The sequence below is a fragment of the Bacillus sp. GZB genome, from assembly GCF_001975995.1.
GTDB lineage: Bacteria > Bacillota > Bacilli > Bacillales > Bacillaceae > Bacillus > Bacillus velezensis.
In genome coordinates this window covers 403,759-426,768 of the sequence record NZ_MTQG01000017.1, presented here as the reverse complement: position 1 = coordinate 426,768, position 23,010 = coordinate 403,759, and the positions used below count along the sequence as shown (strand labels likewise).

The following is a 23,010-nucleotide window of genomic DNA, read 5'->3' as shown; positions in this document are numbered from 1 at the left end:
TTTTCAAGCTTATATGATTTCATTTTCTGATAAACTGACAAGTATCTTAGTCATATTCGTTTTGGTAAACCGGCCGATGACCTCAAAGCCTTTATCCGTATCTTTAATAACGGGCAGGGCATCGATCTGTTTTTCAATTAAATACTTGGCGATATCCATCACATAATCGTCACGCCGGCAGACGGCGATATTCGGCATTCTTGTCATGATAATATGAACCGGTATTGAGGCAAGTTCCTGCTGGCCGATGCTCGCCCGCAGCAAATCTTTGCGTGACAGCACACCGACTAAGACAGCATCACGATCTACGACAAATAACGTGCCGACATCTTCTAAAAACATGGTGCAGATGGCATCGTATACCGAGACATTCTCATTGATGACAACAGGGATCGATTGAAAATCTTTCACTTGCAGCTTTTTCAGTTTATCCGCAAGCAGCTGATTTCCCGTTTTCCCCGTATAAAAATAACCGACCCGCGGACGGGCCTCTAAGAAGCCTGACATGGTGAGTATGGCCAAGTCCGGCCGCAGCGTAGCCCTCGTTAAATTGAGCTGTTCTGCGATATGCTCTCCGGTAATCGGGCCGTTTTCCTTTACAATCTGTAAAATTTGTTCTTGCCGTTTATTTAATTCGATCGTACTCACCACCTTTATGGAAGGGTTTCTTTATCTATGTTTTCATTCTGTGATGTTTATGTAAAAGGGGAAAAGACGATTGCCGATCACACAGCAACCGTCTTTTTCTTTATTTTACAATAAGATGATTCATATTAGCAAAAGACTTGATCACATCTGCAAGAGCGGTCATTTGCGCTAAACGGTTGGTTTTTAATGTTTCATCGTCCGCATTTACCATCGTGTGATTAAAGTAGTCTTCGATCGGCTCCTTTAATCCGCTGAGCACAGCAAGCGCCTGTTCATAGTTTTTGGAGACAAAGCTTTCAGCGACACTGTCTTTTGTTTTTTGATAAGCGTCATACAGCTTTTTCTCCTGTTCATTTTCAAACAGATCCGGCTTGACATCGCGACTCTCGCCTTTTTTGCTGATGGAGATGACCCGGCCGAGTGATTCAGCCGTTTCTTTGAAGCCGGGTGTGCCGAGGTGCTTCTCAAGCACTCTTGCCTTATGAACGGCTGCATACGGCTCAAGCTCTGTGCTGTCCAGAACGGCTTCAATAACGTCATGACGGATGTCTTCAGCGTTTAAGACGTATTTCAGACGCTGTGTAAAGAAATCAAGGAGCTCATTTTCTTTTTCCGTTTCTGTCAATGACAGCAGCTCTTTAAACGAAATGCCCCAATTGCGGTCGATCAGAATGGAAACGATGCCGCTTGCCTGACGGCGCAATCCGTACGGGTCCTGAGAACCTGTCGGAATCACGTCAATGCTGAAGAAGGAAGCAATCGTGTCCAGTTTATCAGCTAAAGCCACAACCGCGCCGGTAAAGGTTGAAGGCACTTCTCCCCCGGCTGCTCTCGGCATATAGTGCTCATTGACAGCGGCAGCGACGGCATCATCTTCACCGAGCATGCGCGCATATTTTTCTCCCATCACGCCTTGAAGCTCTGGGAACTCATAGATCATATGTGTAACCAGGTCAAATTTAGAAATCTCTGCGGCGCGCTTCACAAGTTTTTGCGTCTGTTCATCCGCTTTCAGGCGGACGGCAAGTTTGCCCGCAATGGCGGCCACTCTTCTTACTTTATCTCCAAGGGAGCCGAGCTCTTCATGGAAAACGATATTTTCCAGTTTCTTCACGTTTTCATCAATGTTCAGCTTTTGGTCTTCTTTGTAGAAGAACGCAGCATCTGAAAGCCTTGCTCTCAGCACTTTCTCGTTTCCGCGGGCAACATTTTCAATTGCATGGCTGTTCCCGTTTCTTACCGTAATAAAATGAGGCAGCAGATTTCCGTTTTCATCTTTTACCGGGAAGTAGCGCTGATGCTCTTTCATTGTTGTTACAAGCACTTCTTCAGGGATAGAAAGAAATTCGGATTCAAAAGATCCGTAAAGCGCTGTCGGGTATTCCACCAGATGGTTGACTTCGTTCAGCAGGTCCTCATCGATCGGAATATTCCATTTCTTCTCGGCCGCAAGCGCGTCCAGCTGGCTTTGGATCATTTGTTTGCGTTCTTTCGGGTCAGCAATGACGCTTTGTTCTTTCAGCAGCTTTTCGTATGATGCCGGTGCATCAACAGATACTTCTTGGCCGAGAAAGCGGTGTCCCTGCGTGTGCCGGCCCGTCTCGACATTTGTGATTTCAAACGGGATGACGTCTTTCCCAAAGAGAGCGGCAATCCATTTGATCGGACGGATATAGCGCAGATCCTGCGTGCCCCAGCGCATGTTTTTCGGAAAATGCATTCCGGCAATCAAATTTTCCAGCTGCGGTAAAAGTGTCTTCGTCTCTTGTCCCGCCTGGAATTTTTGAACGAAGACATATTCCGTGCCGTTTACATCTTTTATATACAGGTCATCCACTTCGGCGCCTTGGCCTTTTGAAAATCCGATAGCGGCTTTTGTCCAGTTTCCGTCAGCATCCTGAGCGATTTTTTTCGCCGGGCCTTTTGCTTCTTCCTGAATATCAGCCTGTTTTTCTGCTACGTCTTTTATATATACTGCCAGACGTCTCGGCGTATTAAAAAGTTTCACTTCGCCGTGGGCGATATTTTTTTCAGCCAGCCAGCCGGTCAGCTTTTCACCGAGCTGCACCATGCTGTCATGTAAAAACCGCGCCGGCATTTCCTCGAGTCCGATCTCTAAAAGCAAGTCTTGTTTACTCATGGGAAGAGCCCTCCTCTTTAAGCATTGGGAACCCTAATTTTTCCCGTTCTTCATAATACGTTTTTGCCACTTTTCTCGCTAAGTTGCGGACACGGCCGATATAACCCGTCCGCTCTGTCACCGAGATCGCGCCTTTTGCATCGAGCAGATTAAATGTGTGAGAGCATTTCAGCACATAATCATAGGCCGGATGCACGAGCCCGTTATCCATTTGTCTGATCGCTTCTTTTTCATAGGTGCTGAACAAATGGAAAAGCATATCCACGTCAGATGTTTCAAAAGTATAAACGGAATGCTCATATTCAGCCATCATAAATAAATCTTTCACAGTAAATCCTGACGTCCATTCAAGATCAAAGACGTTTTCTTTATCCTGAATATATGACGCGAGACGTTCAATACCATATGTGATTTCAACGGATACCGGTTTACATTCAATTCCGCCCACCTGCTGGAAGTATGTAAACTGAGTAATTTCCATCCCGTCAAGCCATACTTCCCAGCCGAGACCTGCACAGCCTAAAGACGGGTTTTCCCAGTTGTCTTCTACGAAACGGATATCATGTTCAAGCGGGTCAATGCCGAGCGCACGCAATGAATCAAGGTAAAGCTCTTGAATGTTATCAGGCGACGGCTTGATAATGACTTGGAATTGGTGATGCTGATAGAGCCTGTTCGGGTTTTCACCGTACCGTCCGTCCGCAGGCCGTCTGGACGGCTCAACGTAAGCCACTCTCCACGGTTCCGGCCCGATGCTTCGTAAAAATGTATACGGGCTCATTGTGCCTGCGCCTTTCTCCACATCATACGACTGCATGAGCACACAGCCTTCATTCGACCAGTGCTTCTGCAAGGTTAAAATCATATCTTGAATGTTCATTTCAAGCACCTCCACTTTCTCCATTCTTTTACAAGTGCGGCGGCAACCAAAAAACTCCCGTCTCTATGCTTGCCGGCCGCAAACATAGGGACGAGAGTTCTCCCGCGGTTCCACCCTAGTTGCTGAGGATGTGAATCACTCAGCCTCTTTTTAAAGGGTTGCTCGAGAATGCCTTTCGTTGCGCGCTCATCCTTAGCTTACACTGCCCTAAGGTCGCTTGTATGAGTTGGACGCAAGTACTTCTTTCTGTCACTGCAACATATTTTATAATAAATGATCATATAAAAAGATGGGCAGAATGTCAACTTTTGTTTTCATCCAAAAGGTTCTTCATGCTTTCCATCTGATCTAAAAACCGTTTTGACTTTAAATAAAGTCCTGAGTATTCCTCGTAATACAGATCAATGACCCGTTTAATTTCGTTTTTGGTTTCCTGTTTTAACGAGACGCTGCCGAGCCTTCCGATATCAAAGTAATAAAAAAGCCTTAGCAGCCTTGCCGTTTGCGGCGAAATCGGAACTCTGTACGGATCCTTTTCAAAGCAGCGGTGGCAGATAAACCCGTTATCTCTTATCGAAAAATGAAACGTCCCTTCCCCGCTTTTGCAGTGGACACAATGATTCAGCTCCGGATACAGCCCCATGACGCCGAGCATTTTCATCTGCACGATGAAGGTGATCACGTCCGGGTCAGTCCCGTCATTCAGCCTCTTAAAGGATTCGAGAATCAATTCGAATAAATAGGGGTTCGGTTTCTTCACTTCCGTTCCTTTGTCAGTGAGTTCAGCGATAAAAGCGGCATACGCCGTCAAAAATAAATCTTCTCTGATCGTTCTCATGCTGAGAATCATTTCACCCTGCTGGAGCGTGCCGAGTCCGGATGTTCTTTGCATTAAAAATGACCCGTACAAAAACGGCTGGCTGACTGCTGACAGCCGGCTGGCTGACTTCCTGGCGCCCCTTGCCATGACGCCGATTTTGCCGTGTTCCCTCGTCAGCAATGTCACGATTTTATTCGTCTCCCCGTAGTCATTCGTACGGAGCACGATTCCTTCACATTTAGTCAGCATTTCCGCACCTTCCAACAACGGGAGGGGCCAAGAGGTTTACAAAATTGGAAAATCAATTCGGGCTAGCTCATCTTCCGGTTCTTCGGGTCTTTCCAGGTTCTCTTTTTCCAGTTCTTTAAAAAGAAGGTACGTATCAACACTTCCTGTTTGAGAAAATACGTTCCAGGTAAAATTCAACACAAAAAACCCACCTTTCATCATTAAACTAGCTTTGCAATCCAAATTCTTACCCTTATCTTGACCTGATGTCCTCCTTTTCATGTTAAACAAATTTTGCTAACGAATCCCTGCTTCTGTGAGGTAATCTCACACCTCAGGCATGCGCCTTAGATGAATTAATATTCATCCTCTTTGAAGCCGAAATCACGCAGCTGAGACATTTTATTCCGCCAGTCCTTCTGCACCTTCACCCATAATTCCAGGTAAACGCGTGAGCCCAAAAGAGCTTCAATATCAGCCCGCGCTCTTTTGCCGACTTCTTTCAGAAGCGCTCCTTTTTTGCCGATGACAATGCCTTTTTGAGAATCCCGCTCGACCACAATGGTGGCGTCGACATGGACGGAGCCGTTTTCCTGCCCTTTAATGGACTCGATGGCGACAGCGATGCTGTGCGGCACTTCTTCCCTTGTCAGATGGAGCACCTTTTCCCTGATCAGTTCAGAAATAATGAACCGCTCGGGATGGTCAGTCACCTGATCGCTCGGATAGAACTGAGGCCCTTCCGGTAAATACGCTTCAATCTGCGCGAGAAGGGTTTCGACGTTGTTCCCTTCCAAAGCTGAGATCGGCACGATTTCCTTAAACGGATAGCGCGTACGGTACTCATCAATTAAAAGAAGCAGCTGGTCAGGGTGGATCTTATCAATTTTGTTTACGATCAGAAAGACCGGCGTGGACGTCTGTCCGAGCTTTTCAATGATAAACTCGTCGCCTTTCCCGTACCCTTCTTCGGCGTTAATCATAAATAACACCAAGTCAACTTCTTTCAGCGTATTCTGGGCCACTTTCATCATAAAGTCGCCAAGCTTGTGCTTTGGTTTGTGAATGCCCGGTGTATCAATAAAAATGGTCTGCGACGTGCCGGTTGTCAGCACCCCTTGGACTTTATTTCTTGTCGTCTGGGGTTTGTCGCTCATGATAGCGATCTTTTGACCGATGACCCTGTTTAAAAAGGTAGACTTTCCTACATTCGGCCTTCCGATGATAGATACAAATCCTGATTTAAAGCTTTCGTTCGTCATGTAAATCCTCCGATGAAAATGCGCCCGGCAATAATTCTTCCGCAGTCATTTCTTTTATTTGTCCTTGTAAGTTGGTCAGAATAACAAGCATATCCTTTGAGCACAGCTCGGAAATTACTTGCCTGCAGGCTCCGCACGGCGAAACCGGTCCCGGAGTATCCGCAGCCACGGCGAGCATCGCAAATTCCGTATCCCCCTCGGAAACAGCTTTGAATATCGCCGTGCGTTCAGCACAGTTGCACATGCTGTATGCCGCATTTTCAATGTTGCAGCCTCTGTACACTTTTCCGTCTTTGGTAAGAAGAGCGGCTCCCACTCTGAAATTTGAATACGGCACATACGCTGTGTCCCGCGCTTTTAATGCTTCTGCAATCAATTCTTGTCTGTTCATGTGTACTTAATTCCTCTCTTACCTTTATCCTGTATGATACCGCTGTCACTTTTATTTTACATAATTATGATTGGTTTTTCACGCCCATTTTTGGCAATGTAAAATAATTGTAAGAATCTTCTGCTAACATATCTTCGGCAAGAAGATGAGTAAACCAATGATACACGATATCACGGCAAAGACGCAAACGGCTCCGGCGGCCGCGTCCTTTGCCGCTTTTGCGAGCGGGTGATACTGATCGGTAACTAAATCCACAACATGCTCTATCGCCGTATTTAACAGCTCCAAAGCAAGCATTCCTCCGATCAGCATCAAAACAACGGCCCATTCGGCTGTGCTCAGCCCGGTGAGAAAACCGCAAACGATAACGGCGCAGGCCGCGGTAATATGAAATTGAAAATTCCGCTCTGCCCGCGCCGTTTTCCAGATTCCCCTCCATGCATGGACAAAGCTCTTCAGGAACCTGCTCCACTCGTTTTTATGATCTCGTGAGTCCATACTCATCCAGCAAATCCTTTTGCTTTGAAAACATTTCTTCCTCTTCTTCTTTTGTCATGTGATCATAGCCAAGCAAATGCAAAAAGCCGTGCACGGCCAGAAAACCGAGCTCTCTCATAAACGAATGGCCGTACTCTTCCGCCTGCTCTTTCGTTCTGTCTGCGCTGATGATAATATCTCCTAAAACAGGCGGCATGTCGGCGCCTACGATTTCAACCTCGTCTTCGCCTTCTTCTTCAAGCGCAAACGAAATGACGTCAGTCGGAGTGTCTTTTCCCCGGTAGTCTCTGTTGATTTCTGTGATTTCTTCATTTGTCACAATCGTGACCGATACTTCAGCCTGATCCTGAACGCCTTCTTTTTCCGCCGCGAATTGGAGCAGCTTCTCCACTTCTTGGAGCGCATCAGCTGAGACGCTGTTCGTTTCATCAACAATATCTATGAGTAAACCCATTTATTTCACCTTCTTCGTAGCCTCCGGATATTCAATCCGGGAGTGGAAAATTCCTTTTAAAGTCGCACATAGTGTTTTTGCGATCGTATCCAGTTCTCGGAACGTGAGATCACATTCTGAGAATTGTCCGTCCTGAAGCTTATCGGATATAATTCCCCGCACCAGTTTTTCGATCCGCTCGGGATTGGGATTATGCATGGAACGGACGGCGGCTTCAACGCTGTCGGCCACTGAGATAATAGCCGCTTCTTTCGATTGCGGCTTCGGCCCCGGGTAGCGGAACTCTTTCTCTGTAATCTGGTCGCCCTTTTCTTTCGCTTTATAATAAAAGAATTTTAAAAGGGACGTTCCGTGATGCTGCTCCGCGATATCCACAAGCTCTTTCGGAAACTTATAGCTTCTGAGCATATTCGCACCGTCTGTCGTATGTGCGATAATGATATTTTTGCTGAGCTGCGGAGACAGCTTGTCATGCGGATTATCCATATTCATCTGATTTTCAATAAAATATTGCGGACGTTTCGTTTTGCCGAGATCGTGATAATACGCTCCGACCCGTGCCAAAAGACCGTTTGCCCCTACGGCTTCACAAGCCGCTTCCGACAGATTTGCCACCATGACGCTGTGATGATATGTACCGGGTGTTTCCGTTAAAATCTTTCGAAGCAGGGGATGATTCGGATTAGACAGTTCAATCAGCCTCATCGTTGAAAGAATGCCGAATCCCGTCTCAAAAAACGGCATCAGACCGATAATTAAAACGGATGAAGCAAGTCCCGAGACGACCCCCATCAGCATCAGCGTTCCGATTTCAACCGGTGACAGCGCCGTATTTTGTATTAATAAAAGCGACAGCACGATAATCATATTAATAAATGAGACGAACAGTCCCGCCTGCAATATTTTTGATCTCGCATTGTGTTTCCCTAAAAACAGAATGCCTGAAATGCTGCTGATTAAATAGTAAATGCCGATGACGTAATTAAATGTTCCCGTCACACCCTGATTAAACATCATACTGCCGCAGATCGCCAGAATGATGCTTCCTAAAATGGCGAGCCTTTCATTGAGCAGCAGCCTGATTAAAATCGCGCCGGCGGCGATCGGCACAAGATAGCCGATATTGGTGTATTCAATCTTCTGAAAGAGACTGACGACTTCCATAATGACGAGAATAAGCGTTGTAATGATAGAAAACAGCAAAAGAGATTTATTTTTCAGCTTAAGCTCCTGCTGCTGTTTCTCAAAATAGTAGACAAGCGTGGCAATAAACAGCCCGATCATCAGAAGCAGACCGCTGATCGGTTTTAACAGGTTGGAATTATTCAAAAGCCCCGTCAGTTCAAGCTTCCTGTATACTTCCCGGTCGATCAGATCATTCTCTTCCACGAGAACCTGTCCCTGTTTGATCTGTACCGGCTGGACGCTGTCTGACGCTTCCTGGCGTTTTTCATCCGTCGCTTTCGGATCAAATACGTAATTCGGGATGACCGCGTATTTTCCGATTTCAGTCGCAGCCGCTAAATATTTTGACGGCACAGAAGCGCTTTTGAGCTCTTTTGCGACCTTATCCTTCGCTTCAGCAAGCTTTTCAGAAGGAATTTCACTGCTCATCACCGTATTCACCGCGGTAATGACGGAATCCCTCACAAATGAGAAATCTTCATTGTTTGCATGGAGAAGCGATTTAATGGCATCTTCCGAGACGGATTCATTGACATCCTGTGTCAGCTTGTTTTTCACCGATTTTACCAGTGATTTTTCCGAAGGTGACTTTTTGTCTTTTTCCGCATCTTTTTTCACTTCGCCGATGCTGTCAAAAATGGAAGTGATCAGGTCAAGCCGGTTGTCGGTATAGCCTTTTTTCAGAGTGTATTGATCTTCCACCGCATCTTCGGCCGCCTGCTTTTTCGATTCCGTCGCCTGCTGATCTTCCACTGTGGCGGGCGCGTAAATCGTCTTATCACTGACTGCAAACAAATCCAAATTAAGTGATTCAGGTTTTACATGAATAAAGAGCAAACCAAACATGATCGCTGAAAGCAGCAGGTACAGCAGCACATGGGCTGAGCGGGCATGTCTGAAACTGCGGAACCGTTCCCGGGCGCTTTTGCCCTTTCCCTTCTTTTTCAAAACAAGAACCTCCTCCCTGAAACATCAGGAACACATCATATAAAAATGACCCGATAACGGGAGATCGGGTCATTTTTGCATTACTTTTGCTTATCATAAGCTTCAATAATTTTTGCAACAAGCGGATGCCTGACCACATCTGTCTGGTCAAGTTCAATCACGGAGATGCCGTTTACGTCCTTCAGCATGTCCTTCGCTACTGCAAGTCCCGATGTGACGCCTTTCGGCAGGTCAATTTGGCTTACGTCGCCCGTAATGATCATTTTAGAGCCAAAACCCAATCTCGTCAAAAACATTTTCATTTGAGCGGGAGTGGTATTCTGGGCTTCATCAAGAATCACATACGCGTCGTCAAGCGTCCGCCCTCTCATATAGGCAAGCGGGGCGATTTCGATAACCCCTCTTTCCATAAGACGCTCCGTATGGTCGCTTCCGAGCACATCATGGAGCGCGTCATACAGCGGGCGCAGATAAGGATCTACTTTTTCCTTTAAATCTCCGGGCAGAAAGCCGAGGCTCTCGCCGGCTTCCACAGCGGGTCTTGTTAAAATGATTTTTTTAATGTGGCCGTTTTTTAAAGCGTGCACCGCTTTTACAACCGCCAAATAAGTTTTGCCGGTTCCCGCCGGCCCGATGCCGAACACCATGTCGTTTTTCTTCATCGCCGCCACATACTCTCTTTGGCCGATGGTTTTGACACGGATCGGTTTGCCTTTTGCCGTTTTCGTTATTTCCTCTTCATACATGCTTTCAAAATAGTCCAGTTCATCTTTTTTTGCCATTTTCACGGCATACAGCACATCACGTTCCGAAATCTCGATCCCCTTGCGAATTAAAGTAAGGAGCGAGCCCAATAATCTGTCAGCGATCTCAAATGTTTCATCATTCCCGGAAACGTAAATGGTTTCACCGCGTGTGATGAGGCTAATGCCCAGATCCTTCTCCATTAAATGTAAAAAGGCATCTTGGCTGCCGAACAAAGAAAGTGCTTCGTCCGGGCTTTTCAGTTTGTGATTAATCGCAAGTAAATGTTCTGCCATTCTTTAGTCTCCCTGAACAATAGGTGTGGTTTGAACGATATCTTCTATAACTTGGTAGAGAATAATCAACTTTACTTTACCATTCTCAACGGATTGGTGCAAAACTTTTTCACTTTCCACCTCTCCGCTGCCGTTTAATCGCTTTTCTACATCTTGTCTTCCCATTTTGATACCGGCCTGAACCGCTTCGACTTTCGTATAAGTCCGCACGGATGTTTCACTTTCTCTTGTCTGTTCTTGAACGTAAGAAACCGGAAGCTTCATCCCCAGAAATTGAAACGGATGCTTTTCTTCCTCTGTTTTCGGATGTTTCAGCGGCTCCTCATTAAACCCGAAGCCCCAAAAAGGCACGCCCCATGATCCGAAAGACAGCTTGTGCTTCGTCCTTACTTTACCCGTATATAGCGTAAATGATGTTTCAAGAGGCACGGTTACTTCTGACTTGTACCATGTTTCTCCGTAAATTTCCGCTTTTGAGGCGACTTTCCGGTCTTCATTTCCGATCAGTCCTGAGACGAGGAGCTGTCCTTTGTCAACATGATCGTTCACAAAAGCCATCGGCTGCCCCTTTTGCACGAACATCCTTTTGATGACCGCCTTCTTTTTGGCAACGATATGGCGGGGGCTCACGTACTTTTCTTTTGTCGGTTCGTTTTTTTCGACCACTTTCATATGAAGGGCTGTCCCGTTCAATTCCACACCGACCCACGTAATATTATCGATACCGTTTGTTAATGATTTTTGAATTTTCTCCGGCGTCATCATTAAAAATTGCAAACGGCCTTTTTTTACACCGATTTCTTCAAGGTGCTTTACCATCTGATGCTCGGTTTCTGGCTTGGCCCCTTTAATATCAATTTCCCAAATCATGTTGGACAAAAGAAACAATATAACAAAAAATATCACAAATCCCGCAGTGAAACCCAGATTTAATTTTGATTTGAGAAGCAGAAAGGGAAGACCCTTTCTTTTTGTGAAGCTTGCTTTGCATTCATGTTTTCTGATGACTCTTCTGAAAGCATGTACATCTTGAAGCTGAATCATCAGCAGAACACAGTCTTGCTTTTTTTTCACCGCAAAGATGGCGATTCCGTTTCTCGTGCATTCATTCAGCAGCCGTTCAATCCCTTTTCCTTTGACTTCCATTTGGACTTTACCCGAAAAAAATGACAGCCATTTGTTTTTCACATTATTTCCCCCCGGCTTTATGAATCGACATATCGTACGTGATCTATCGTGCCTTCCAAAAGGATTTCCTCAGGAAGGATTGCCTTAATGACCAAGTTTTTTCCTGATATGATACACTGCCCCTGCTTGAGCATCAGCCTGACTTCTTCTTCGCTGAACAGCAGGAGGCCTCTGTGATTCTCTATGTAGATATGAAGTCTGCCGACCATCGTAATACGAGGCAGATCCATCATAACGTCCGGGGGAATTTCCAATGCTCTTGTCAGCCATGCCTTTACACGATTCTTTCTTTGCCCCATAAAAAAAGAACCCCCTTTCATCTCATATGTATGATTTGAAAAGGGGTTCTAACACTTTATTTTTTACCGATGTTCCGCATGGTCCGGTGCGGTTTTTTTGCACGGGGCGGCCCCAAAATCTCACTGAATATAATGCCTTGGACCGCAGTTTCTTTATTTATTTTGAGGGCTGATTTCTTCAGAGACGCGTTTCGTGCGCGTGGGGATGTCAGCTTATGTTCAAGCCCGTTAAACATCTGCTCCGTCTCCGAAAGGCGCTGTTCAGCTTCCCTTCTTTTTTGCTCAAAAGGGTTCTCCTCTGAAACGGCAGGCAATTCTTCCGCTTTTGGCTTATGCTCTTTCTGCGGCTGTTTTTGATCCTGCTTTTTTGCCTGATTTCCGGGACGTGTACCCGGCGGACGTTTTTCATCTTTGTTTTTCTTGCCGAATATTGCCGATATAATGCCGATGACGGCGGCAATGACGAGCGGATTTGTCAGAATCTCGTGCATATAGCGGCTCCCTCCTTAATAGAGAGGTTATTGTTGGTCTTCATCTTGCTGGTCATTCGTCAGCTTGCCGATAGAATCCCTCATGTCCGTATCCGCGTCGATATTTTTTATGTTCATATAGTCCATGACGCCGATGTTTCCTTCACGCAACGCTTCTGCCATCGCAAGCGGCACTTCGGCTTCTGCTTCCACGACTTTCGCACGCATTTCTTCTACGCGAGCGCGCATTTCCTGCTCTTGGGCGACCGCCATGGCGCGGCGCTCTTCGGCTTTGGCCTGCGCAATGTTTTTGTCTGCTTCTGCCTGATCCGTCTGAAGAATCGCTCCGATGTTTTTGCCGATATCAACGTCGGCGATGTCAATCGAAAGAATTTCAAATGCAGTGCCTGAATCCAGCCCTTTGCCAAGTACGGTCTGCGAAATCATATCAGGGTTTTCAAGTACTTTTTTATGATTGTGTGAAGAACCGATTGTCGAGACAATCCCTTCTCCGACACGGGCGACAACCGTCTCTTCTCCCGCTCCTCCGACAAGGCGCTCAATATTGGCTCTTACCGTGATTCTGGCTTTTGCTTTTACTTCAATTCCGTCCATGGCGACACCCGCGATAAACGGTGTTTCAATGACCTTCGGATTGACGCTCATCTGTACGGCTTCCAATACATCACGCCCGGCCAGGTCAATGGCTGCGCAGCGTTCAAATGTCAGCTCAATATTGGCGCGCTGTGCCGCAATCAGGGCATTGACCACCCTGTCGACATTACCTCCGGCCAGATAATGGCTTTCGAGCTGATTTGTTGTTGCGGATAGGCCGGCTTTGTGCGCTTTAATTAACGGATTGACAACGCGGCTTGGTATGACGCGCCGCAGCCTCATCCCGACCAAAGTGAAAATGCTGATTCTGACTCCTGCCGCAAGCGCCGAAATCCATAGCATCACCGGTACAAAGGTGAAGAATATGGCTAACACAATAATGGCAGCAGCAACTAATGCTAAAATCGCCAAACTTGACAGTTCCATCTAATTCCTCCTCAAGGTTATCATCTATATTTCTCTCACGACAATGCGTGAGCCTTCCGCTTTCACTACTTTCACCTGTCTGTCTTTTTCAGTGAATGATCCTTCCGAGACGACATCCAGACGTTCATCATCAATAATGACGGTGCCTGACGGTCTGAGGGCTGTAGCGGTAACGCCGACTTTTCCCAACAGCTCCGTCCGGTTCTGATTTGAAACATAACCGCTCTCCGTGCTTGTTGAATCAGTTAATATTAATTTTTTAAAGAATTTCATTCGTTTCCCCAACACCCTTGTTAATATGATAAAGGCTGTAATAGACACAGCAATGGCGATCAAGAGAGAAACCGCCATTACGGTAAAGCTGCCCGCAGCGAGAAAGAGGCTCGCGATGACGCCTGCAATACCGATAAGACCGATTATGCCTCCGGGCAGAAATATCTCTAAAAGGATAAAAACGAAGCCCGCGCAAAATAAGAATACGCTGTCATAGCCGGCGAATCCGGCAGCGATATGCCCGGTGAAAAACAGCAGCATGGCCGTCAGTCCGACGGCACCCGGTATCCCGAGGCCCGGCGAGAACAATTCAATGGTCAAACCAAGCAAAGCAAGCGTTAATAAGACGGGGACAACAAACGGATTTGTCAGCCATCGGCCCAGTTTGCCGACGAAACCTTCTTCTGCATGGTGAACATCCGCTTTGTCAAAACCGAGCTTTGTATATAGAGCATCAAGGTCTGAAACCGTGCCCTCCGAATATCCGACTTCCTTGGCTTTTTCAGCTGTCAGTGTCAGCAGTTTTCCCTTTGGGGCGCCCGCTTCCTTTGCATTGATGGCGGGATCTGCCATGGCCAGGGCGTATTTCGGATTTCGATTGTTTTTAACCGCTGCGTCCTCCATTTCTGCATGCCACAGTGATTGGGCCTTTTTGTCTGCCGCGTTTCCTTTTCCGTCGATGATGGCTGCGGCACCCATTTTTCCGCCCGGCGCCATATAGATTTCATCTGCCTGAAGCGCTATATACGCTCCGGCAGAAAGCGCCCGTTTATTAACGTAAGCGGTAACAGGCACATCCGCGCGGCCGATGATATCCGCAATATCCAAGGCTGATTGAACGGCGCCTCCCGGTGTATTGATGTCAAGAATAATGTGTGACGCGCCGGACTCCTTCGCTTCTTTGAAAGAACGCGATAAAAACGAGGCGAGTCCCTGTTCGACATTTTTCTCAACCGGGATGACATAAACCGATGGATGATCAGCTTTCGCGTTCAATTGAACCCCTAATAAAGATAATACAAATAAGCCCAATAGAGCAACAGCAATTCCGGTTTTTTTTCGGAACAAGGCAAATATACCCTCCTTCCCGTTTCGTTCTTCTTTATATACGTAACAAATGTACTTTAGTTTCATTTTTTTATGTATAAAAAAAGACATCTCTCAAGGAAAGATGTCTTTTTTCTTGTCAATTAAGATAATTGACTGCTGACAAGTCTGTTAATTACGCTTCCGTCAGCTTTACCTTTTACTTTAGGCATAATAGCACTCATCACTTTGCCCATGTCCGCTTTGGAGCTCGCACCGACTTCAGCGATGGTTTCATTTACGATTGTCTGCAGCTCTTCTTCAGAGAGCTGCTTCGGTAAATAAACTTCTAAAATGTCCAGCTCTTTTTGAACTTTATCTACTAAATCTAAACGATTAGCGTTTGAAAATTCATGGAGGGAGTCTTTACGTTGCTTAAGTTCACGAGATAGGACAGTAAGTTCCTCATCCTCGGTCAAACTGTCTTTCTTAAGCTTAATTGCTTCGTTTTGAAGTGAAGCTTTCACCATTCGAACGACAGTCAGTTTGTCTTTCTCACGGCTTTTCATATACAGCTTCATATCTTGGTTAAGTCGCTCAAGAAGACTCATAAATCCACCCTCTTTTAGAATTTGCGTTTTCTAGCAGCTTCTGACTTTTTCTTGCGCTTTACGCTAGGTTTTTCATAAAATTCGCGCTTTCTTGCTTCTTGCAAAGTACCTGTCTTTGATACACTGCGTTTGAAGCGACGAAGAGCATCTTCAAGCGATTCGTTTTTTCTAACGACCGTTTTTGACATTCTCTTTCCCTCCCTCCGAATACACCAATCGACTACCTTTAAAAAGATACATATATAAACATGTACTTTGACATTATAATATAAGCCATCAGTCAGGTCAACTAAGCGAGCTCACTTTTCCGTCATGAATAAGGCTGCTTGTCTATATAATGATGGAAAGGGGTGTTTCGTTTGATGATACTGATTCTCTTTACCGCACTTATCCTGGTTTTTTTACTCGGAATGAGCCTGCTCAGGCAGGGGCTGATCGCATTAACGTATTCAAAAATTGAGAAGAGCCTGCTCTTATTTACCGACCACCCTTTGAAAGCTTTTCTCATAAGCATCGTATTCACTGGTTTTCTTCAGAGCAGCTCAGCCTTCATGGTCATTGTCATCGGCTTTGTCAGCGCAGGCGCTTTATCTTTTAAACGGACCATTCCGATGATTCTCGGCACGAATGTCGGCTCAACGTTTACGACGGAGTTTTTAGCCATAAAGATGGATGTGCTCATTTGGGTGCTTTTTATCGGAGGCCTTGTGTTTATCCTCCTCCGTAAATATCCGTTCAGGCAGATCGGCATAAGCTTCCTCGGTCTCGGCATCATCTTTTTTTGCATCACATGCTTCAGCCGGCTCGCCGTTCCGCTGACAGAAATGAAGGCGGGGGCGGAGGTTTTGCGACATGTGAATGATTCGAGCTGGTCCGCTCTTTTTATCGGTATGATATTGACGGCAATCATTCATTCAAGCTCCGTCTGCATCGGCATTTTGATGAGTTTTATGAACGAAGGGGTGATCGGCATTGAACAAGCGGTCAGCGTCGTTCTGGGATCTAATATCGGGACATGCGTCACGGCCGTCATGGCTGCTGTTTCAGGCGGTTATGCCGCCAGACAGACCGCCGGTGCTCACGTTGTGTTTAATATTCTCGGCGTGCTGCTCGTATTTCCCTTCCTGTCCGCATCAGCAGGTTTTACGGAGCGCCTGTCTGATGATCCCGCGCAGATGATTGCGCATTTCAGCCTGTTATTTAACGTAGTCACCGCCCTATTGTTTCTGCCGTTCACACATTTGTTTTACCGGCTGATTGACAGGCTGATTCCTCCGAAACCGTAAAAAAACCGATGCGGGAAGGCACCGGTTTTTTTACATATGTTATGAAGACATGCGCATGTTTCGGGTCATTTCATCCTCAACGACGCGGACGAATTGTCCTTCATTGTACGGATAGCCCGCTTTTTGAATTTTGACTTTGACAAGTTTGCCGATTAGATCTTCCGTGCCTTTGAAGACGACTTTCATGTAATTGTCCGTATAGCCGACGAACATGCCGTCTTCATCAGACTCTTTAAACGTCTCTTCAGGAATGATTTCCAGAACCTCTCCTTCATAATCAGAGGCGTATTCTTTGGCAAGCTGGTCTGACAGCGCGATCAGCTTATGCACCCGTTCGTTTTTCACGTTCTCGTCAACCTGGTCTTCCATTCTGGCCGCAGGTGTTCCGGTGCGTTTGCTGTAAGGGAATACGTGAAGCTCTGAAAACTTATGTTCTTTAATGAACCGGTATGTTTCCATAAATTCTTCTTCCGTTTCACCCGGGAAACCGACGATGACATCAGATGTGACGGCAAGACCCGGCAGCGCTTCTTTCAGCTTATTTAAACGGTCCGCGAAAAATTCCATCGTATATTTGCGTCTCATCCGTTTCAGAACGGTGTTTGATCCTGACTGAATCGGGATATGAAGGTGACGGACGATTTTATCAGACGCATCCAGCACTTCAATTACTTCATCAGTGATTTGGCTTGCTTCAATAGATGAAATTCTGATCCGCTTCAGTCCTTCTACACGCGTATCCAGCTCGCGGAGAAGCTTGGCGAAATTATAATCTTTCATATCTTCGCCGTAGCCGCCCGTATGAATCCCCGTCAGGACGATTTCTTTATAGCCGGCATCCACCAGCTGCTGCGCCTGTTTAATGACTTCTTCCGGATCGCGGGAACGAAGCAGGCCGCGCGCCCAAGGGATAATGCAGAACGTACAGAAGTTGTTGCAGCCCTCTTGGATTTTTAACGATGCTCTTGTGCGGTCAGTAAAAGCGGGAACATCCAGCTCTTCAAACACGCGTGCTTTCATAATATTGCCGACGCCGTTGATCGGCTGACGCTCTTCCCTGTACTGCTCAATGTAACCGAGCATTTTTTCACGATCCTGTGTGCCGACGACGATGTCAACACCCGGGATGGCCATAATTTCTGCCGGAGAGGTTTGCGCATAGCACCCTGTTACGCAGATGACGCCGTCAGGGTTTTGGCGGATCGCCCGTCTGATGACTTGACGGCTTTTTTTATCTCCCGTGTTTGTTACCGTACATGTATTAATGACATATACATCTGCTGTCTGTTCGAATTCTTTTCGTTCATAACCCGCATCTTTAAACAGCTGCCAGATTGCTTCTGTTTCATAATGGTTGACCTTGCAGCCAAGGGTATGAAAAGCAACAGTTGCCATTACTGATCACCTCTTAATAACTCTGTATGATAGGAAACTGCGCTTAACGCGTAAAGAGGCGCAGTTTCAGTCCGTAAAATTCTCGGTCCGAGGCCGCATAAGACGGCGCCTTTTTCTGAAAGCTGATGAACTTCAGACTCAGTCAGACCGCCTTCAGGGCCGAATACGATTAAAAGAGACGAACCTTGCGGAAGGCTTTTGAGCTCCGCGGCGAAAGCGCCCGTTTCTCCCTGCTTTGATGACTCCTCGTATGCAACGACACATTTATCGACATTCTCCGCCATTTCAAGCAGCTGCCGGAACGTATGAACGGTTTTCACTTCGGGAATTTCATTGCGGTACGATTGCTCCGCCGCTTCCTTCGCGATTTTCGCCCATCTCTCCCGTTTTTTCTTTGCCTTTTTGTCGTCTAGCTTAACAACGGATCTGGCGCCTTGAAAAGGGATGAACATACTTGCCCCCAGCTCGGTCCCTTTTTGGATAATCCATTCAAGCTTATCGCCTTTCGGAAGGCCGCTTGCGATCCTGATCTTCAAAGGCAGTTCACGGTTTTCACCCGTCCACTCAGCAATGCTGCATGATATATGATCTTTAGAAACCTCTTTAAGCAGGCATAACGCTTCATGGCCGTCTTTCGAACAGCAGATAATCCGGTCTCCCGCACTCATTCTCATGACGTTCGCTATATGGTGGACGTCTTCCCCCGTGATTTGAAAATCAGGAGTTTCGTCCATCTCCTGCTTCGTGAGCTCGATAAAATATCGTTGCATACGCTGTGACACCTACTAACTGTTATTTTTTTGCGATGATGCTGACCCAATCTTCCATAGACAGAATTTCTATGATGGTAAAGCCGGCTTTTTCCAACGCTTCTTTTACTTCCTGTTTTTTCTGGCCGATAATGCCTGAAGTAATAAAATGGCCTCCGTCTTTGAGCAGGTCGTACGCCTGTGATGTAAAGCGGAGAATCACTTCTGCCAAAATATTTGCGACAATGACATCATGTTCGCCCGTGATGCCGTCTAACAAATTGTTCTGCTTCACTTCGGCCGTATCACTCACTTTGTTCAATTTCACATTCAGACGCGCGCTTTCAACAGCGACCGGATCAAGGTCATACGCATGAACCGATTCGGCCTCAAGCATGGCGGCCGCGATGCTTAAAATTCCTGAACCGGTGCCGACATCAATGATACGGTCGCCTTTTTGAACGATACGCTCAAGCGCCTGAATGCACAGAACTGTTGTCGGATGCGTTCCCGTACCGAATGCCATACCCGGATCCATTTCGATAATCAGTTCATCTGTATGAACAGGTGTATACGTTTCCCATGTGGGAACGATCGTGAACTTTTCAGAAATTTTCACAGGATGATAATACTTTTTCCAAGCTGTCGCCCATTCTTCTTCATTGACTTCAGAAATGGTTATTTTGTTTCTGCCCAAATCAATGTCGTACAAAAGCAGATTATTAATCGTCTCTTTAATGCCGTCCACCGTTTCGCCGAGGAAACTGTTGATCGGCAGATACGCTTTGACAATGACACCCTCATCGGGGTAATCATTGGGGTCGAGCTGGTAGATTTCCCCGTAAACATTCTCACGCTCTTTCATTAAATCAAGCGGATCTTCGATGACAACCCCGCTCGCACCAGCTTCATGCAAAATATTTGAGATGGGTTCGACCGCTTCATGTGTTGTGTGAATGCTGATTTCGGACCATTTCAAAACTACCAACTCCTATCCAATCATTACTCGCCTTTAAATGCGCGTTTTACTTTGTCAAAGAAACTCATTTCTTGTTCATCCGGCAGGTTTCCGCTGACTTCAGCGAACTCGCGGATGATGTCTTTTTGTTTGTCTGTCAGATTCGTCGGTGTGACGACGCGGACGACAATGTGCTGGTCGCCTTGTCCGTAGCCCCGGACGTTCTGAACGCCTTTGCCTCTTAATCTGAATTTCGTGCCGGTTTGTGTGCCGGCAGGTATTTTCAATTTCACTTTTCCGTGAAGCGTCGGCACTTCCACTTCGTCTCCGAGTGCCGCTTGGGCAAACGTTAACGGCATTTCGCAATAAATATCGTCTCCGTCGCGCTCAAAGAACTCGTGGGCGCGCACATGGAATACGACAAACAGATCTCCCGCAGGCCCTCCGTTTACGCCCGGTTCACCTTGGCCCGGTACGCGCAGCTGCTGTCCGTCATCCACACCGGCAGGAATCGTGACATTGATTTTTTTCCGTTTTTTCACTTTGCCCGTGCCGCCGCAGTCAGAACACTTGTTTTTGATGATTTTTCCTGTTCCTTCACAGTGGTGGCAGACTCTTCGGTTAACCACTTTGCCAAACGGCGTGTTCTGTTCGACGTTCAGCTGGCCTGAACCTCCGCAGTGCGAGCACGTATCCGGCTTTGTTCCCGGCTTCGCGCCAGACCCTTTACATGTTTCGCAATTCTCTTCGCGCGGAATTTCAATGATCGTTTCTTTTCCGAAAGCCGCGTCTTCAAATGACAGGGTCATTGTATACTGCAGATCCGCGCCTTGCCGCGGCGCATTCGGGTCACGGCGTCTCGTGCCGCCTCCGAAGATGCTTGAGAAGATGTCATCGAAACCGAAGCCGCCGAAGTCTCCGCCGCCTCCGAAACCGCCGCCGAATCCCTGGTTAGGGTCTGTATGGCCGAATTGGTCATATTGAGCGCGTTTTTGGTCGTCTGAGAGCGCTTCGTACGCTTCTTTTACCTCTTTGAATTTTTCATCTGCTCCGGATTCTTTATTGATATCAGGATGATATTTTTTTGAAAGCTTCCGATAGGCTTTTTTGATTTCATCCTTTGAAGCGCTCTTACTTACCCCAAGCACTTCATAGTAATCACGCTTACTCATCTCGCTTCACTCTCCCGAATTTCTCACATAAATTAGATTGTATCATTTTGAATTATGTTTTTTCAATTCCTTTTATCCCGGGCAAGAAAAAAAAGTCAAAGCCAAGAGATGCCTGACTTTGACTTTCTGTCTGTTGAATCAGAATATGCTGTGTGTTCTTCCGCCTATAGCCTATGCGGGAAAGAACTTATTTTTTCGTTTCGTCGTCTTTTACTTCTTCGTATTCCGCATCGACAACATTGTCGTCCGCTTTTTTGCCTTCAGCGTTTGCTCCGCCTTCAGCCTGCTGCGCTTTCGCCGCTTCTTCGTAAAGCTTCATAGAAAGCTCTTGAACGATTGTTTGAAGTTCATCTTTTTTCGCTTTGATGTCTTCAATTTCGTTTTTCTCGATAGCGGCTTTCAGCGCGTCTTTCGCGTCGTTTGCTTTTTTCACTTGCTCTTCGTCCACTTTGCCTTCCAGATCTTTTAATGTTTTTTCCGTTTGGAACACAAGCTGGTCAGCTTCGTTGCGGACTTCGATTTCTTCTTTTCTCTTCGCATCAGCGTCAGCGTTTTCTTCCGCTTCTTTTACCATGCGTTCGATCTCATCATCAGAAAGACCTGAAGAAGATTTGATTGTAATGTTTTGTTCTTTTCCTGTGCCTAAGTCTTTCGCTCTTACGTTTACGATACCGTTTTTGTCAATATCGAAAGAAACTTCGATTTGCGGTACGCCGCGCGGTGCAGGCGGGATATCAGTAAGCTGGAAGCGGCCGAGCGTTTTGTTGTCGGCAGACATCGGGCGCTCACCTTGAAGCACGTGAATGTCAACAGCCGTTTGGTTGTCAGCTGCAGTTGAGAATACTTGAGACTTGCTCGTCGGAATTGTCGTGTTGCGGTCGATCAGTTTTGTGAACACGCCGCCCATTGTTTCAATACCGAGAGAAAGCGGTGTAACGTCAAGAAGAACAACGTCTTTTACGTCTCCCGTGATGACGCCGCCTTGAATCGCTGCACCCAGCGCTACAACTTCATCAGGGTTTACGCCTTTATGCGCTTCTTTACCCGTTTCTTTCTTGATTGCTTCCTGTACGGCAGGAATACGTGTTGATCCGCCGACAAGGATAACTTTATCGATTTCGCTTGCAGAAAGATCCGCATCTTGAAGAGCCTGACGGACAGGAGCCATTGTGCGCTCAACAAGGTGAGCGGAAAGCTCTTCGAATTTAGCGCGGGTCAGTGTCAGCTCAAGGTGAAGAGGACCTGCTTCTCCCGCCGTGATAAACGGTAAAGAAATTTGTGTGGATGATACGCCGGAAAGATCTTTTTTCGCTTTCTCAGCCGCATCTTTCAAACGCTGAAGCGCCATTTTGTCTTTTGAAAGATCAATGCCGTTTTCTTTTTTGAATTCTGCTACGAGATGATCGATGATGACTTGGTCAAAGTCGTCCCCGCCAAGACGGTTGTCACCGGCAGTTGAACGGACTTCAAACACGCCGTCGCCAAGTTCAAGAACAGATACGTCAAACGTACCGCCGCCAAGGTCGTAAACAAGAATTGTTTGGTCTTCGTCCGTTTTATCAAGTCCGTATGCAAGCGCTGCTGCAGTCGGCTCGTTGATAATACGCTCTACTTCAAGACCGGCGATTTTACCGGCATCTTTTGTCGCTTGGCGCTCAGCATCGTTGAAGTATGCAGGAACCGTGATAACGGCTTTTGAAACTGTTTCGCCGAGGTAGCTTTCAGCATATGCTTTCAGATGCTGAAGGATAATAGCTGACACTTCTTGAGGCGTGTAGTCTTTTCCTTCAATTTCCACTTTATAGTCAGTACCCATATGGCGTTTAACAGACATGATTGTGTTAGGATTTGTGATTGATTGGCGTTTCGCCACTTCCCCTACTTGGCGCTCGCCGTTTTTAAATGCAACGACTGACGGAGTCGTACGGTTTCCTTCAGCGTTGGCGATGACTGTAGGCTCTCCGCCTTCAAGCACTGCCACACATGAGTTTGTCGTACCCAAGTCAATTCCGATTACTTTACTCACTTTGAATTACCTCCTGCTATGT

Annotated in this window: 23 protein-coding genes and 1 pseudogene; 1 reads left to right on the top strand and 23 read right to left on the bottom strand. The window is 46.6% G+C overall.

What is annotated here, in order from left to right:
- Positions 1 to 9: 9 nt before the first annotated feature.
- The 18 genes and pseudogenes from ccpN to rpsU all read right to left on the bottom strand — a co-directional run bounded on the left by ccpN (position 10) and on the right by rpsU (position 15,590).
- Complete coding sequence (gene ccpN / locus BXO87_RS13170) at positions 10 to 648, bottom strand: transcriptional regulator CcpN (RefSeq protein ID WP_003152989.1); 639 nt, start codon at positions 646 to 648, stop codon at positions 10 to 12.
- Between the two features lie 100 nt (positions 649 to 748).
- The gene (gene glyS / locus BXO87_RS13165) at positions 749 to 2,788 is read right to left on the bottom strand and encodes a glycine--tRNA ligase subunit beta (protein WP_038459236.1); all 2,040 of its coding nucleotides are present in this window, start codon (positions 2,786 to 2,788) and stop codon (positions 749 to 751) included.
- A complete protein-coding gene (gene glyQ / locus BXO87_RS13160; RefSeq protein ID WP_003152984.1) occupies positions 2,781 to 3,668 on the bottom strand; it encodes a glycine--tRNA ligase subunit alpha in 888 nt (295 codons plus the stop codon). Before glyQ ends, glyS begins: the two co-directional genes overlap by 8 nt.
- Positions 3,669 to 3,969: 301 nt before the next feature.
- On the bottom strand, positions 3,970 to 4,737 hold the full coding sequence (gene recO / locus BXO87_RS13155; RefSeq protein WP_038459238.1) for a DNA repair protein RecO: 768 nt from the start codon (positions 4,735 to 4,737) through the stop codon (positions 3,970 to 3,972).
- A 36-nt stretch (positions 4,738 to 4,773) separates the two neighbouring features.
- Positions 4,774 to 4,917 (bottom strand): YqzL family protein, encoded by a 144-nt coding sequence (locus BXO87_RS13150; protein ID WP_007408286.1) that lies wholly within the window; start codon positions 4,915 to 4,917, stop codon positions 4,774 to 4,776.
- Between the two features lie 155 nt (positions 4,918 to 5,072).
- Positions 5,073 to 5,978 (bottom strand): GTPase Era, encoded by a 906-nt coding sequence (gene era, locus BXO87_RS13145; protein ID WP_038459240.1) that lies wholly within the window; start codon positions 5,976 to 5,978, stop codon positions 5,073 to 5,075.
- Entirely contained in the window at positions 5,959 to 6,369 is a 411-nt protein-coding gene (locus tag BXO87_RS13140) for a cytidine deaminase (protein WP_003152976.1), read from the bottom strand. Before BXO87_RS13140 ends, era begins: the two co-directional genes overlap by 20 nt.
- A gap of 123 nt (positions 6,370 to 6,492) precedes the next feature.
- Entirely contained in the window at positions 6,493 to 6,867 is a 375-nt protein-coding gene (locus BXO87_RS13135; protein ID WP_076851358.1) for a diacylglycerol kinase family protein, read from the bottom strand.
- The gene (gene ybeY / locus BXO87_RS13130) at positions 6,848 to 7,321 is read right to left on the bottom strand and encodes an rRNA maturation RNase YbeY (RefSeq protein ID WP_076851357.1); all 474 of its coding nucleotides are present in this window, start codon (positions 7,319 to 7,321) and stop codon (positions 6,848 to 6,850) included. The genes BXO87_RS13135 and ybeY overlap by 20 nt, the downstream gene beginning before the upstream one ends.
- The gene (locus tag BXO87_RS13125) at positions 7,322 to 9,454 is read right to left on the bottom strand and encodes an HD family phosphohydrolase (protein ID WP_025649836.1); all 2,133 of its coding nucleotides are present in this window, start codon (positions 9,452 to 9,454) and stop codon (positions 7,322 to 7,324) included. It abuts the gene before it with no gap.
- Between the two features lie 80 nt (positions 9,455 to 9,534).
- Positions 9,535 to 10,494 carry a PhoH family protein gene (locus tag BXO87_RS13120; protein ID WP_007408283.1) on the bottom strand — a complete coding sequence of 320 codons (960 nt, stop codon included), beginning with the start codon at positions 10,492 to 10,494 and terminating at the stop codon, positions 9,535 to 9,537.
- Positions 10,458 to 11,682, bottom strand: a pseudogene (yqfD, locus tag BXO87_RS13115) (sporulation protein YqfD). The gene BXO87_RS13120 and the pseudogene yqfD overlap by 37 nt, the downstream one beginning before the upstream one ends.
- A 17-nt stretch (positions 11,683 to 11,699) precedes the next feature.
- Positions 11,700 to 11,981: a sporulation protein YqfC gene (gene yqfC / locus BXO87_RS13110; protein WP_003152966.1), complete on the bottom strand. Its 282-nt coding sequence runs from the start codon at positions 11,979 to 11,981 to the stop codon at positions 11,700 to 11,702.
- 56 nt (positions 11,982 to 12,037) lie between these two features.
- Complete coding sequence (locus tag BXO87_RS13105; protein WP_038459244.1) at positions 12,038 to 12,472, bottom strand: hypothetical protein; 435 nt, start codon at positions 12,470 to 12,472, stop codon at positions 12,038 to 12,040.
- Between the two features lie 27 nt (positions 12,473 to 12,499).
- Positions 12,500 to 13,492 (bottom strand): flotillin-like protein FloA, encoded by a 993-nt coding sequence (floA, locus tag BXO87_RS13100; protein ID WP_014418409.1) that lies wholly within the window; start codon positions 13,490 to 13,492, stop codon positions 12,500 to 12,502.
- 24 nt (positions 13,493 to 13,516) lie between these two features.
- Positions 13,517 to 14,833, bottom strand: coding sequence for an NfeD family protein (locus tag BXO87_RS13095; protein WP_038459247.1), 1,317 nt, complete (start codon positions 14,831 to 14,833; stop codon positions 13,517 to 13,519).
- Positions 14,834 to 14,955: 122 nt separating this feature from the next.
- Positions 14,956 to 15,402 carry a GatB/YqeY domain-containing protein gene (locus BXO87_RS13090; RefSeq protein ID WP_007408278.1) on the bottom strand — a complete coding sequence of 149 codons (447 nt, stop codon included), beginning with the start codon at positions 15,400 to 15,402 and terminating at the stop codon, positions 14,956 to 14,958.
- 14 nt (positions 15,403 to 15,416) lie between these two features.
- Complete coding sequence (rpsU, locus tag BXO87_RS13085) at positions 15,417 to 15,590, bottom strand: 30S ribosomal protein S21 (protein ID WP_003152957.1); 174 nt, start codon at positions 15,588 to 15,590, stop codon at positions 15,417 to 15,419.
- Between the two features lie 171 nt (positions 15,591 to 15,761).
- Between rpsU and BXO87_RS13080 the strand changes: the two genes are divergently transcribed.
- Positions 15,762 to 16,688, top strand: a complete 927-nt coding sequence (locus tag BXO87_RS13080; RefSeq protein ID WP_007408277.1) for a Na/Pi symporter — start codon at positions 15,762 to 15,764, stop codon at positions 16,686 to 16,688.
- Positions 16,689 to 16,727: 39 nt separating this feature from the next.
- On the opposite strand, the gene mtaB is transcribed toward BXO87_RS13080, so the two are convergent.
- The 5 genes from mtaB to dnaK form a co-directional block, all read right to left on the bottom strand.
- Positions 16,728 to 18,083, bottom strand: a complete 1,356-nt coding sequence (gene mtaB / locus BXO87_RS13075; protein ID WP_015417847.1) for a tRNA (N(6)-L-threonylcarbamoyladenosine(37)-C(2))-methylthiotransferase MtaB — start codon at positions 18,081 to 18,083, stop codon at positions 16,728 to 16,730.
- Positions 18,083 to 18,853, bottom strand: a complete 771-nt coding sequence (locus tag BXO87_RS13070) for a 16S rRNA (uracil(1498)-N(3))-methyltransferase (protein WP_007408275.1) — start codon at positions 18,851 to 18,853, stop codon at positions 18,083 to 18,085. Before BXO87_RS13070 ends, mtaB begins: the two co-directional genes overlap by 1 nt.
- Positions 18,854 to 18,875: 22 nt before the next feature.
- On the bottom strand, positions 18,876 to 19,811 hold the full coding sequence (gene prmA, locus BXO87_RS13065; protein ID WP_014418413.1) for a 50S ribosomal protein L11 methyltransferase: 936 nt from the start codon (positions 19,809 to 19,811) through the stop codon (positions 18,876 to 18,878).
- Positions 19,812 to 19,834: 23 nt separating this feature from the next.
- Positions 19,835 to 20,962, bottom strand: a complete 1,128-nt coding sequence (gene dnaJ / locus BXO87_RS13060; protein WP_003152895.1) for a molecular chaperone DnaJ — start codon at positions 20,960 to 20,962, stop codon at positions 19,835 to 19,837.
- 187 nt (positions 20,963 to 21,149) lie between these two features.
- Positions 21,150 to 22,988: a molecular chaperone DnaK gene (dnaK, locus tag BXO87_RS13055; protein WP_007408273.1), complete on the bottom strand. Its 1,839-nt coding sequence runs from the start codon at positions 22,986 to 22,988 to the stop codon at positions 21,150 to 21,152.
- Positions 22,989 to 23,010 lie beyond the last annotated feature (22 nt).

Coding starts and splice junctions, on each gene's coding strand:
- BXO87_RS13135 (WP_076851358.1), bottom strand. CDS start 6,867: ATGGACTCACGAGATCATAAAAACGAGTGGAGCAGGTTCCTGAAGAGC.
- recO (WP_038459238.1), bottom strand. CDS start 4,737: ATGCTGACTAAATGTGAAGGAATCGTGCTCCGTACGAATGACTACGGG.
- BXO87_RS13105 (WP_038459244.1), bottom strand. CDS start 12,472: ATGCACGAGATTCTGACAAATCCGCTCGTCATTGCCGCCGTCATCGGC.
- BXO87_RS13090 (WP_007408278.1), bottom strand. CDS start 15,402: ATGAGTCTTCTTGAGCGACTTAACCAAGATATGAAGCTGTATATGAAA.
- glyS (WP_038459236.1), bottom strand. CDS start 2,788: ATGAGTAAACAAGACTTGCTTTTAGAGATCGGACTCGAGGAAATGCCG.
- BXO87_RS13140 (WP_003152976.1), bottom strand. CDS start 6,369: ATGAACAGACAAGAATTGATTGCAGAAGCATTAAAAGCGCGGGACACA.
- dnaJ (WP_003152895.1), bottom strand. CDS start 20,962: ATGAGTAAGCGTGATTACTATGAAGTGCTTGGGGTAAGTAAGAGCGCT.
- era (WP_038459240.1), bottom strand. CDS start 5,978: ATGACGAACGAAAGCTTTAAATCAGGATTTGTATCTATCATCGGAAGG.
- ybeY (WP_076851357.1), bottom strand. CDS start 7,321: ATGGGTTTACTCATAGATATTGTTGATGAAACGAACAGCGTCTCAGCT.
- yqfC (WP_003152966.1), bottom strand. CDS start 11,981: ATGGGGCAAAGAAAGAATCGTGTAAAGGCATGGCTGACAAGAGCATTG.
- rpsU (WP_003152957.1), bottom strand. CDS start 15,590: ATGTCAAAAACGGTCGTTAGAAAAAACGAATCGCTTGAAGATGCTCTT.
- BXO87_RS13070 (WP_007408275.1), bottom strand. CDS start 18,853: ATGCAACGATATTTTATCGAGCTCACGAAGCAGGAGATGGACGAAACT.
- mtaB (WP_015417847.1), bottom strand. CDS start 18,083: ATGGCAACTGTTGCTTTTCATACCCTTGGCTGCAAGGTCAACCATTAT.
- glyQ (WP_003152984.1), bottom strand. CDS start 3,668: ATGAACATTCAAGATATGATTTTAACCTTGCAGAAGCACTGGTCGAAT.
- BXO87_RS13120 (WP_007408283.1), bottom strand. CDS start 10,494: ATGGCAGAACATTTACTTGCGATTAATCACAAACTGAAAAGCCCGGAC.
- floA (WP_014418409.1), bottom strand. CDS start 13,492: ATGGAACTGTCAAGTTTGGCGATTTTAGCATTAGTTGCTGCTGCCATT.